The organism is Streptomyces sp. NPDC042364 (genome assembly GCF_056437585.1).
The window spans coordinates 288,543-300,574 of record NZ_JBWKAJ010000003.1; the positions used below are offsets into that span (position 1 = coordinate 288,543).

6 protein-coding genes are annotated in these 12,032 nt (G+C 72.5%); 3 read left to right on the forward strand and 3 right to left on the reverse strand.

What is annotated here, in order from left to right:
* Positions 1 to 537: 537 nt before the first annotated feature.
* From AC067N_RS07790 to AC067N_RS07800, 3 genes are all read left to right on the forward strand, one after another.
* The gene (locus AC067N_RS07790; protein ID WP_478678007.1) at positions 538 to 2,337 is read left to right on the forward strand and encodes a glycoside hydrolase family 3 protein; all 1,800 of its coding nucleotides are present in this window, start codon (positions 538 to 540) and stop codon (positions 2,335 to 2,337) included.
* 171 nt (positions 2,338 to 2,508) lie between these two features.
* The gene (locus AC067N_RS07795) at positions 2,509 to 3,180 is read left to right on the forward strand and encodes a hypothetical protein (protein WP_478678008.1); all 672 of its coding nucleotides are present in this window, start codon (positions 2,509 to 2,511) and stop codon (positions 3,178 to 3,180) included.
* Between the two features lie 114 nt (positions 3,181 to 3,294).
* Positions 3,295 to 5,718: a protein kinase domain-containing protein gene (locus AC067N_RS07800; protein ID WP_478678009.1), complete on the forward strand. Its 2,424-nt coding sequence runs from the start codon at positions 3,295 to 3,297 to the stop codon at positions 5,716 to 5,718.
* Between the two features lie 93 nt (positions 5,719 to 5,811).
* Here AC067N_RS07800 and AC067N_RS07805 read toward each other — a convergent pair whose 3' ends face one another.
* From AC067N_RS07805 to AC067N_RS07815, 3 genes are all read right to left on the reverse strand, one after another.
* Complete coding sequence (locus tag AC067N_RS07805) at positions 5,812 to 7,242, reverse strand: S28 family serine protease (RefSeq protein WP_478678010.1); 1,431 nt, start codon at positions 7,240 to 7,242, stop codon at positions 5,812 to 5,814.
* Between the two features lie 195 nt (positions 7,243 to 7,437).
* Complete coding sequence (locus AC067N_RS07810) at positions 7,438 to 7,812, reverse strand: hypothetical protein (RefSeq protein WP_478678291.1); 375 nt, start codon at positions 7,810 to 7,812, stop codon at positions 7,438 to 7,440.
* Positions 7,813 to 7,943: 131 nt separating this feature from the next.
* Positions 7,944 to 11,690 (reverse strand): ABC transporter ATP-binding protein, encoded by a 3,747-nt coding sequence (locus AC067N_RS07815; RefSeq protein WP_478678292.1) that lies wholly within the window; start codon positions 11,688 to 11,690, stop codon positions 7,944 to 7,946.
* Positions 11,691 to 12,032 lie beyond the last annotated feature (342 nt).

Here is a 12,032-nt window from a genome sequence, read left to right on the forward strand (position 1 = left end):
TTCTCGCGCAGTTCCCCGCGCCCCTGGAGGGACGGGCCTGCGGCCCGCCCTCCCCCGGAAGGCGTGCGCCTGCGGCCGAACGGCGCCGTTGAGAGGCACGGGGCGCAGCCCCGGTCGCTCTTCAGGGGCGCGGGGAACTGCGCGAGAAACCACGAACCACCCGCGGACGCCGACGAACCCGAACCCCCTTCCCCTCACGCGCCCCGACACCCCCACCCCCACCAATTTCCGAGATCCCGCCCCTCCCCGGGAACCCGGACCCGCCCCGCCCCGTCCAACCGGCATGCTGCCGGGTGAGTCTCCGCAGCGCGGCCCGTCGGCCTCGCCGCTGGCTGCGATCGCTGACCACCCCTCTCCACCGCCTGCGGCCGGCAGCACGCCGTCACCGGCGCGCCCCCTCCGACAGCGCCGGTGACGGCCCCTCCCCCGCGGCCGCCCGCCGCGTTCCCGTGCGGTCCCTTGACCGGAAGAAACTTCCCGGATATTCGTGACTCCTCGGAAGTTTCCTTCAGTGGATCTTCTCCGGAAGGAGCGCACGTGCCCTCCAGACGTACCGTCCTCGCCGCCTCGGCGGGCGTCACCGCGGCCCTGGCGGTCGGCCCCACCGCACAGGCCGGCACCCCCGACGACAGGAGACTCGGCCGTCTCGTCTCCCGTATGACGCTGGAAGAGAAGGTCGGTCATCTCTTCGTGATGCGGGTCTACGGGCATTCCGCGACCGCGCCCGACCAGGCCGACATCGATGCCAACCTCCGGGAGATCGGCGTCCGGACGGCCGCCGAGCTGCTGGCGAAGTACCGGGTCGGCGGGATCATCTACTTCTCCTGGGCGCACAACACCCGGGACCCGCACCAGATCGCCGCGCTGTCGAACGGCATCCAGCGTGCCTCCCTCGGCCTGCCGCGCGGGCTGCCCGTGCTGATCGCCACCGACCAGGAGCACGGCATCGTGGCGCGGGTCGGCAGGCCCGCGACGCTGCTGCCGGGTGCGATGGCCCTCGGCGCGGGAGGTTCGCGGACCGACGCCCGCGAGGCCGGCCGGATCGGCGGGGCCGAACTCCGCGCGCTCGGCATCCGCCAGGACTACGCCCCCGTCGCCGACGTGAACGTCAACCCGGCCAACCCGGTCATCGGCGTCCGCTCCTTCGGCGCCGATCCGGCGGCCGTCGCCGGCCTGGTCGCCGCGCAGGTGAAGGGGTATCAGGGGGCCGGGGTCGCGGCGACCGCCAAGCACTTCCCGGGACACGGGGACACGGCCGTCGACAGCCACTACGGCTTCCCCGTCATCGAGCACACCCGGGAGCAGTGGGAGGCCCTCGACGCGCCGCCGTTCCGGGCCGCGATCCGGGCCGGCATCGACTCGATCATGACCGCGCACATCATGGTCCCCGCCCTCGATCCCTCGGGCGACCCCGCCACCCTCTCGCGCCCCGTCCTCACCGGCATCCTGCGTGAACGGCTCGGCTACGACGGGGTGGTGGTCACCGACTCGCTCGGCATGCAGGGCGTACGGGAGAAGTACGGCGACGACCAGGTGCCGGTGCTGGCGCTGAAGGCCGGTGTCGACCAGCTCCTCAACCCGCCCTCGCTGGACATCGCGTGGAACGCGGTGCTGAACGCCGTACGCGCCGGGGAGCTGTCCGAGTCCCGTCTCGACCGGTCGGTCCTGCGCATCCTGCGGCTCAAGGCGAAGCTGGGGCTGTTCGAGAAGCCGTACGTCAGTGACGCGGGTGTCGACCGGGTGGTGGGCATCCGGCGGCATCTCGACGCCGCCGACCGGATCGCCGAGCGGACCACGACCCTGCTGGTCAACGAGGGCTCGCTGCTACCGCTGTCCCGGCGTACGCACAGGAACGTGCTGGTGGTCGGCGCCGACCCCGCGTCCCCCTCGGGGACCACGGGCCCGCCGACGGCCGTCCTCGCCGCCGAACTCGCCTCCCTCGGCTTCACCACGAGCCGCCTGCCCACCGGTACGGCCCCCACGCAGGCCGTCATCGACCAGGCGGTCGCGGCGGCGCGCGGCAAGGACGCGGTGGTCGTGGGGACGTACAACGTGACGGCGGGCAGCACCCAGGAGACCCTCGTCGAACGGCTCCTCGACACCGGCGTACCGGTGGTCGCGGTGGCGCTCCGCAACCCGTACGACGTGGCGCGACTGCCGCGGGTGAAGGGCTGCCTGGCCGCCTACTCGTGGACGGACGTCGAGGTGCGGGCCGCCGCGCGGGTACTGGCCGGGCGTGTCGCGCCGCGCGGGCGGCTGCCGGTGCCGGTGCAGCGGGCCGACGACCCGGCCCGGGTGCTCTACCCCATCGGACACGGGCTGAGGTACCGCTCCTGATCACAGGGCCCGGCGTGCGGGAGCCCGGCCTACGGGTCCTGCCGTACGGTGCCTACGCCGTGCCCCCAGCGCACCACCCCCAACGTACGCAAAGCGCCCCGTATGCCGGGCAGGGCTCCCCGCCGCCGGGTCACGCTGGAGGCCGTGCGTCGGAGGGTGATCATGCGAGGGGTGCGTCGCGTTCGCGCGCGGGCAGGTCGCGTCGGCGGGCGGGCCGGTGTGCTCGCCGCGGCCGTCGTGCTGGCCGGGGCGTTGGTGTCCGGCTGTCAGGTCTGGCCGGGTGGTCCGGGCGGTCCGGGTTCGGAGCCCGAGGCGCGGCCGGGAGGCACCGCGCCCACCGTGCCGGCCGGCCACGGGACCGTGTTCCTCGGGATCGACGAGTGCAGTTCCTTCGGGACGACCAGCTTCACCGAGGTGCCCTGCGCCGGCGAGCGTGCCGCCGCCCGGGTCGTCGCCCGGCACGACGGAACGGCCTCGCAGGGGCCGCCGTGCCCGGCGACCACCGACTTCGTCCTCCACATCGGCGAGTCGCGGCGCCCCACCGGCACGGACGGGGGCGGCGACGGCGCGATACCGCGGGGCTACGCCTGCATGCGCAAGCTCCAGCCGCCGCACCCGGGCGACCCCGGCGGCGGCGGAGGGCCCCGGACCATCGCCGGCGACTGCGTCTACGCCGCCGGGCGCGGCGAGGTCCGCGAGACCGCCTGCGACGGCAGCGGCGGGCACGCCCCGGAGTACCGGCTCACGGCCGTCGTCGAGGAGAGGGCGCGGTGCCCCGTCTCGACGGACCTGTATGTGCGGCTGGGCGGCGGCAGACCGGTCGGATGCGCCCGGTCCGTGTGAACGCGGGCCGCGGCGCGCGGTGTTCACGACTTCCCCGCCGAGCACCCCTCCGAACGGCCGTATGCCGGATCGATATCATCCGCTTACGGTCCGTACGACGACGGTGGGGGAACGATGGCCCAGGATGCCCAGGGCGCTCCGGGCAAGGAGGAACTGCCGGAGATCCCCGGCTACCGCATCGACTCCCACCTCGGCTCCGGCGGCATGGGCCATGTCTACCTAGGTACGTCGCCCTCGGGCCGCCAGGTCGCCGTGAAGGTGATCCGCGGCAACCTCGCCCATCAGCCCGACTTCCGCGGCCGTTTCCGGCGTGAGGTGACCGCCGCCCGGCAGGTCAGCGGGGCCTTCACCGCGCCCGTCGTGGACGCCGACCCGGATGCCGACCCGCCCTGGATGGCGACCCTCTTCGTGCCGGGGCAGCCGCTGGACGAGCGGGTCACCAAGGGGCCCGCCCTCACCGACGAGGAGCTGTACCGTCTCGCGACCGGGCTCGCGGAGGCGCTGCGGGACATCCACCGCGTCGGGATCGTGCACCGCGACCTCAAGCCGGGCAATGTGCTGCTGGCCGACGACGGGCCCCGGGTCATCGACTTCGGCATCGTGCGCGCGGCCGACGACTCCGTGCTCACGGCCCCAGGGCTCACGGGCACCGGCGTCACGATCGGCACCCCGCCGTTCATGTCGCCGGAGCAGATACGCGCCCGGAAGGACGTCGGGCCGGGCAGCGACATCTTCTCGCTGGGCTCGGTGGTGACATACGCGGCGAGCGGCCGGGTGCCGTTCGACGCGACGGACGTGTACACGATGGTGTACCAACTGGTGCACGAGCCACCGAAGTTGGACGCCCTGCCCGGCTGGCTGCGGCCGACGGTCGAGCGCTGCCTGGCCAAGGAGCCGGAGGACCGTCCAAACGCGGCGGAGCTGCTCTCGCTGCTGACCGACGCGTATCCGGGCACCCTGGACGGGCCCGCAACCCCGACGGCACCGGCCCCGCAAGCCACCGCCGCCGCCGCCGCGCCGGACGGGGAGACGGGCACCCCGACGGACGCGGGCGCGGAGACCGACACCGCCGGGGACGCGGGCCGGGGCGGCGACCCCGCGTCCGACGCCGACGCGTCCGACGCCGACGCGGACGACGACACCGCCTCCGACGCCACGGACACGGGGTCCGTGACGACGGACCTGGGTTCCGTGACGACGGACCTGGGCCGCCTCCCCACTCCCCCGCCCCGGCGCGGGCGCCGTCGGCGGGTGCTGTCCGTGGCGGCTGCGGTCGTGGCGGTGAGCACGATCGCGGGCGGGCTGGTGTACGGGTTCCGGGAGGGCGGGGACGACGCGGGGACCGGTCCCACGACTCGGCCGCGGACGGTGACGAGCCAGCCGAAGGGCTCCGCCGAGTACATCGCGGCGCAGTCCGGTTCCGGCAACTTCTCGTACGCGTACCACGACAGTGCGGAGCGCCGCCCGGACGGCTGGCGGCAGTGGCAGTACAACCTCCAGAACAGCGACTGCGTGTACGCCGACTCGTCCCTCGTGTGCTTCGGCGACTGGGCCGTCCGGATCGACGCGGCCACCGGCAAGGAGCTGTGGCGCAACAGCAAGGTCTCGACGTACGGGAGCCAGAACAGCCCGGTCGTCGTGGGTGGCGTCGCGGTCGTCAACGTCGGCGACCGTCTCGTGGGGCTCTCGCTCGCCGACGGCTCCGTGAAGTGGCGCTATGCCACGGCGGTGCTCGCCGAGCGCCTGATGAGCGACGGCGAGCGGGTGTACTCGCTCACCGAGGACGGCACGGTGTACTCCGTCGACGCGCGTACGGGCACCAAGCCCTGGGTCGGGGGCTCCCATTTCCCCAGCAGGAGCGGCACGGCCGGGCAACGGGTGCTGGGCGACCGGTTCTACGTGTTCTCCACCAAGGACACCGAGATCGGCGACGACTACGTCACCGTCCTCGACAAGGACAGCGGCAGGCGCCTCGCCTCCTTCAAGCTGCCCGCGGTCTGCTCGCCCGGCACGGAGGCACTGCTGGAGGAGGACGGCAGGCCGCAGTTGTACTGCGCCGCCGTGGACAAGTACTCGGCGCCGTCGGGCCAGGGGGTGCTCCGCATGGAACTGGCCAAGGGTGCCGAGGTGACCCGCACAGAGGCCGGAGCGACCCTGGGCGCCGGACAGGACGGACCCGAGCTGTCGGTGACACCGGGCCGGGTGATGTACGTGGCGGCCACCGCCACGGGCGGCGAACTGGTCTGCGTCGACGCGGCCCGGCGCAAGGAGCTGTGGCGGGTGCCGATCCCCGGCAAGGGCCAGACCGACGCGCCGCCCATCCAGGCCGGTGACCGGGTCTACGTCGTCAACAGCCGGGGCGCCGCCGCCTTCGACGCGCGAACCGGCAAGCTGGTGTACCAGCACAGCGTGCCGTACCTGGACGACGAGAGCGGCTTCGACACCGGCCTCGACACCGAACCCCTCGTCGCCGGCGGCATCCTCTACGCGCCCTCGACCAAGGCCGGCTGGGTGGCTCTGGACACCGAGGCCACCTGAGCCACCTGAGCCACCTGAGTCACGCGGTGTCCGAGTGCAGTCGAGCCCCGGTGCCGCCGTCGGGCGGCACCGGGGCTCCGGTCGTGCGTGGTGTTACGGACGCAGCGTCATCTCGCGCTCGACGTCCCGCTTGTCGAGCTTGGAGTCGAACTTCGCGAGCGGCTTCGCCTTGCTCGCGTCCTGCTGGACCGCGACCGGGGCGACGCCCGCCCACTTCAGGATGCGGGCCGTGGCGAGGTCCTTCTCCGACTCGACGAGGCCGGCGACACGGGCGCCGTGGTTGGCGCCGGGGGCCGTGAAGACGTACGAGTCACGCGCCTTCTTGCCGAGGTGGAACGGCTCGGCGCCCCACGGGTCGTTCTCGCCGTACACGAAGAGCATGTGGCGGGCGTTGTTGCGGACCCAGGTGTCGACGTCCCGCATGGCGTGCGGCTGGAACTTCATCCTGATGTCCCGCGGGACGAAGTTCCGCGGCGGCTGGTAGCCGTAGCGGATGTACTTCTTCTCGATGTGCGGGAACTTGATGGTCGGCGCACCGAGCTGCGTGCCCGCCTGGTAGTAGTACGGCGTGTACGGCTCCAGGCCCTGGTCGGCGTAGGCGGAGAAGCCCGAGATCGAGTCGATCGAGTTCCAGATCTCGTCGTCGGTGGCGGCCTTGGCGTTCTTGGGGATGCTGTCGCCGTCGCAGTCGGCGAGCAGGCTGTACTGCCAGAAGCCCCACACGTAGTCGAGGACGACGGCCTCGTACGCCTTGTCGAGGCTGCCGATGGTGTTGAAGGTGAGGCCCTCGGCGGCGGCGAACTCCGCGTACTTCTTCTCCAGCGGCTCACGGCGCACCAGCGCCTCGCGCTGCACCGCGTTCAGCCGGTCGCGGCACTCCTTGGTGCCGACGTTCGCGAAGAACCGGTCGTACGCCGCGTCCTTCTTGTTGACCACGTCGTTGGGGGCGACGTAGGCGACGACGCCGTCCATGTCCTTCGGGTAGAAGCGCTCGTAGTACGTGGCGGTCATACCGCCCTTGGAACCGCCCGTGGAGATCCACTTCTTGTCGTAGATCTTCTTGAACGCCTTGAAGATGCGGTGCTGGTCGCTGGCGGCCTGCCAGATGTCCAGCTTGGTCCAGTCGGCCGGGGCCGGGCGGGACGGCGTGAAGAAGCGGTACTCCATGGAGACCTGGTTGCCGTCCACGATCTGCGTGGGCTCGCGGCGGCTCGGTGTCGTGGAGACGTTGTAGCCGCCGGTGTAGAAGACCGTCGGGCGGCTGGTGTCCTTGTGCAGGACGGTGATCCGCTGCTGGAAGGTGCCCTTGGCCGGGTGGCGGTGGTCGACCGGCTGCGTGAAGTTGAGGACGAAGAAGCGGTAGCCCGGGTAGGGCTTCTCCTCGATGAGGCTCACGCCCGGTATCGCGAGCAGTCGGTCCTTGATGTCGGTGGTGTCCGGCTGGGCGGCGGTGGCCGCGCCCGCCGTGCTCAGTGTGCCTATGAGCACCACGAGCGACAGCACCCACCTGAGCGCTTTGCGCATGCGTTCTCTCCCCTATGGAACGGCTGTGCGCCGGAAGCTATCGGAGCGGCCGCCGGGGCACCAGGGAAGAAAGGGGCCAACCGGACTGCTTTCAGGCGCAGATGGCGGGGATAGGGAAAACCCTGTGTGCGGTGGTGCGGTGGTGCGGTTCGGTCCGGGGTGCGGCGCGGCGGTTGCCCCGGCCGCGGCGGGTGTTCAGCGCAGGATCCAGCCCGAGGTGTAGTGCCGGGAGCCGACCCGCGCGTGGACGCACACGGGGCGCCGGCCCGCGTGGACGGTGACGGGGCCCGCCGGGTGCTTCTTGTTCCGCACCCACTGCCCGGCCCACGCCCGGATGCGGATGGTGCCCCTGCGGGCCTTCGGTCCGCCCTTGCCCATGGCCTGCTTGCGGGGCACGAGCACGGCGCACACGTACCGGGTGCCCTTGCGGTAGACGTGCACGGTCCCGGCGTCGAAGGTCAGGGTCCGCACCTTGCGTCCGGCGCAGGACGAGGCCGCCGTCGCGCTGCCCGCGGGACCGGCCAGGGCCAGCAGCCCGGCCAGGGTCAGTACGGCCAGCGCGCACGCCATCGGCCGGCGTATCGCTCCCTTCGTACCCCTGCTCACCGTCTGTCCCTCCCACCACAGATGCGTACTGGTATTCGGACGCGCAACAGGGCCCGAACGGTTGCGCGACCGGAGGGAAAGGCTACGGAGGTCGCCTACGCCTTCATCACCGGCTCGCCCACGAAGGTCCGCCAGAGCTGCGCGTACCGTCCGTCGCGGGCGAGGAGTTCCTCGTGGGTGCCGTCCTCGGCGACGCGGCCGTGGTCCATGACGACGACCCGGTCGGCGCGGGCCGCGGTGGTGAGACGGTGGGCCACGACGAGCGTGGTGCGGCGGCCGGCGAGCCGGTCGGTGGCCTGGTTGACCTGGGCCTCGGTGGCCAGGTCGAGCGCGGCCGTCGCCTCGTCCAGCAGCAGGACGTCCGGGTTCACCAGCTCGGCGCGCGCGAGGGCGATCAGCTGGCGCTGGCCCGCGGAGAGGTTGCGGCCGCGTTCGGCGACCTCGTGGAGGTAGCCGCCGTCGAGGGTGGCGATCATGTCGTGGGCGCCGACGGCCCGCGCGGCGGCCTCCACCTCGGCGTCGGTGGCGTCGGGGCGGCCGTAGGCGATGGCGTCCCGGACGGTGCCCTGGAAGAGGTACGCCTCCTGCGGGACGACGCCCAGCCGGTGCCGGTAGGACGCGATGTCGAGGTCGCGCAGGTCGGTGCCGTCGACCGTGACCCGGCCGCCGGTGGGGTCGTAGAAGCGGGCGACCAGCTTGACGAGGGTGGACTTCCCGGCGCCGGTCTCGCCGACGAAGGCGACGGTCTGCCCGGCCGGGATCCTCAGGTCGACGCCGCTGAGCGCCACCTCCTCTCCCGTGGAGCCGCCGTACCTGAAGTCCACACCCTCGAAGGCGATGTCGCCGCGCAGCGACCGCACCTCCAGGGGCTTGTCGGCGGACTTCGTGGACGTCGGCTCCTGGAGCAACTCCTGGATGCGGCCCAGGGAGACGGTGGCCTGCTGGTAGCCGTCGAAGACCTGGGAGAGCTGTTGGACCGGGGCGAAGAACAGGTCGATGTAGAGCAGGTACGCCACCAGGGCACCGGTCGTCAGGGTGCCCGCGTCGACCCGCCGGGCGCCCACGATGAGCACCGCCGCGGCCGCGACCGACGCCAGGAACTGCACGAACGGGAAGTAGACCGAGATCAGCCACTGGCCGTGCACCCGGGCCCTGCGGTAGCTGTCGCTGCCGGCCGCGAACCGCTCGCCGCCGTCCTTCTCGCGCCGGAACGCCTGCACGATCCGCAGTCCGGCCACCGACTCCTGGAGGTCGGCGTTGACGACGGAGACCCGCTCCCGGGCGAGTTCGTACGCCTTCACGCTCGCCCGGCGGAAGAAGAACGTGCAGAAGACCAGCGGCGGGAGCGTGGCGAAGACGACCAGGGCGAGCTGTACGTCGATCACGACCAGGGCGCCCATGATGCCGAAGAAGGTGACGACGGAGACGAACGCGGTGACCAGGCCGGTCTGGAGGAACGTCGACAGGGCGTCCACGTCGGTCGTCATCCGGGTCATGATCCGGCCCGTCAGCTCCCGCTCGTAGTAGTCGAGTCCGAGCCGCTGGAGCTGGGCGAAGATCTTCAGCCGGAGCGAGTACAGGACGCGTTCGCCGGTACGGCCGGTCATCCGGATCTCGCCGACCTGGGCCGCCCACTGGGCGAGGACCGAGAGCAGGGCCAGCAGGGAGGCGGCCCAGACCCCGCCGAGGACGGCCTGGGAGACGCCCTCGTCGATGCCGTGCCGGATCAGGACGGGCAGCAGCAGGCCCATGCCCGCGTCGACCGCGACCAGGGCCAGGCTCAGCAGCAGGGGCGGCCCGAAGCCGCGCAGCAGTCGCCTGAGACCGTACGAGCGCTCGGGGGCGACCGCGCGGGCCTCGTCGATGTCCGGGGTGTCCTTCGCCGGGGGCAGCGCCTCGACCTGGGCGAGGAGTTCGGGGGTGGCGGGGGTGCCGGCGAAGGCGGCGTCCCGGGGCTCCCGGTCGCCGGTCCACAGCCGGGGCGTGATGCCGCGTTCGGCGTCGAACTCGGCGTCCAGCTCGTCCCGTATCGAGTCGGGCACGGCGTCCTCGCCGGCGGGCGTCTGCCGCAGGTGGCCGGGTGAGACGCCGCCCAGCTCGTCGGGGTCGGTGAGCAGCCTGCGGTACAGGGCGGAGCGGCGCTCCAGCTCGTCGTGGGTGCCGATGTCGGCGAGGCGGCCCTGGTCGAGGACGGCGATGCGGTCGGCGAGGTTGAGGGTGGAGCGGCGGTGGGCGATCAGGAGGGTGGTGCGGCCCTCCATGACGTGTTTGAGGGCCTCGTGGATCTCGTGCTCCACACGGGCGTCCACGGCGGAGGTCGCGTCGTCGAGGACCAGCAGCCGGGGGTCGGTGAGGATGGCACGGGCCAGGGCGACGCGCTGGCGCTGGCCGCCGGAGAGGGTCAGGCCGTGTTCGCCGACCTTGGTGGCGTAGCCCTCGGGCAGCTCGGCGATGAAGCGGTCCGCCTGGGCGGCGCGGGCGGCCGCCTCGATCTGCTCGTCGGTGGCGTCGGGGCGGCCGTAGGCGATGTTGTTGCGGACCGTGTCGGAGAAGAGGAAGGAGTCCTCGGGAACCAGGCCGATGGCGGCGCGCAGCGAGTCGAGGGTCAGCTCGCGGACGTCGTGGCCGCCGATGAGGACGGCGCCCCGGCTCACGTCGTAGAAGCGCGGCAGCAGCAGCGAGACGGTCGACTTGCCGGAGCCGGAGGAGCCGACGACGGCGAGGGTCTCGCCGGGCCGGATCTCGAAGCTCAGCCCGTTCAGCACGGGGCGGCCGTCGTCGTAGCCGAAGGACACGTCGTCGAACTCGACGGTCGCGGGCGCGTCGGCGGGCAGCGTCTTCGTCCCGTCGGTCAGCGTCGGCTCGGTGTCGATCAGCTCCAGCACCCGCTCGGTGCCGGCCCGCGCCTGCTGGCCGACGGTGAGGACCATGGCGAGCATGCGGACGGGCCCGACCAGCTGGGCGAGGTACGTCGAGAAGGCGACGAAGGTGCCGAGCGTGATGTGCCCGCGCACCGCGAGCCAGCCGCCGAGCGCCAGCATGGCGACCTGGCCGAGCGCGGGGACGGCCTGGAGGGCCGGGGTGTACCTGGAGTTGAACCGGATGGTGCGCAGCCGCGCGGCGAAGAGCCGCCGGCCCACCTCGCGCAGCTTCCCGGTCTCCTGTTCCTCCTGCCCGAATCCCTTCACCACGCGTACGCCGCTGACGGCGCCGTCGACGACGCCCGCGACGGCGGCGGCCTGGGCCTGGGCGTACCAGGTGGCGGGGTGGAGGCGGGTGCGGCTGCGGACGGCGATCCACCACAGGGCGGGGGCGACGGCCAGCGCGACCAGGGTGAGCGGGATGGACAGCCACGCCATCACGACGAGGGAGATCACGAACAGCAGGAGGTTGCCGATGGTCATCGGCAGCATGAAGAGCAGGCCCTGGATGAGCTGGAGGTCGCTGGTGGCGCGGCCGACGACCTGGCCCGTGGACAGCTCGTCCTGGCGGCGCCCGTCGAGCCGGGTGATCGTCCCGAACATCTCCGTGCGGAGGTCGTGCTGGACGTCGAGGGCGAGGCGTCCGCCGTAGTAGCGGCGGATGTAGGTGAAGACGTAGACGAGGAGGGCCGAGCCGATGAGGGCGCCGGCCCAGGGCATCATGGCGCGGGTCCTGTCCCCGATGACGTCGTCGATGATCACCTTGGTGATCAGTGGGACGAGGGCCATCAGGGCCATGCCGGCGAGGGACGAGCCGAGGGCGAGGATGACGTCCTTGGGGTACCGCCAGGCGTACGCGGCGAGCCGGCGCGCCCATCCGGCGGCCTGCCCGGCCCCCGGTTCCGTCGCCGGCTCTCCCATGGCGTCCTCCCCCTGTCGCGCGGCCACGCGGTGCCCTCCTCGTCGTCGTGCGGGATGTGTTCGGAACACACCAACGCGGTCAGCTGCGGATTTCATCCCGCCGCGAATGTTTCGGGGCCGGGCGCCCCACAGCTCGGGGGTACGGGTCGTTGGCGACTGCGGGTGGGTGGGGGTTGTACGCGCGGTTCCCCACGCCCCTGAAGGATCGGGCCTGCGGCCCGCCCTTCGGCTGAAGAGGACGGGCGCAGACCCGGCCTCTCAGGGGCGCGGGCGGTGACACATGCGGCTCCGCCGCGTGGGCGCGAGAAACCACGAACCACCCGCACCCGCCGACGCGAGGCG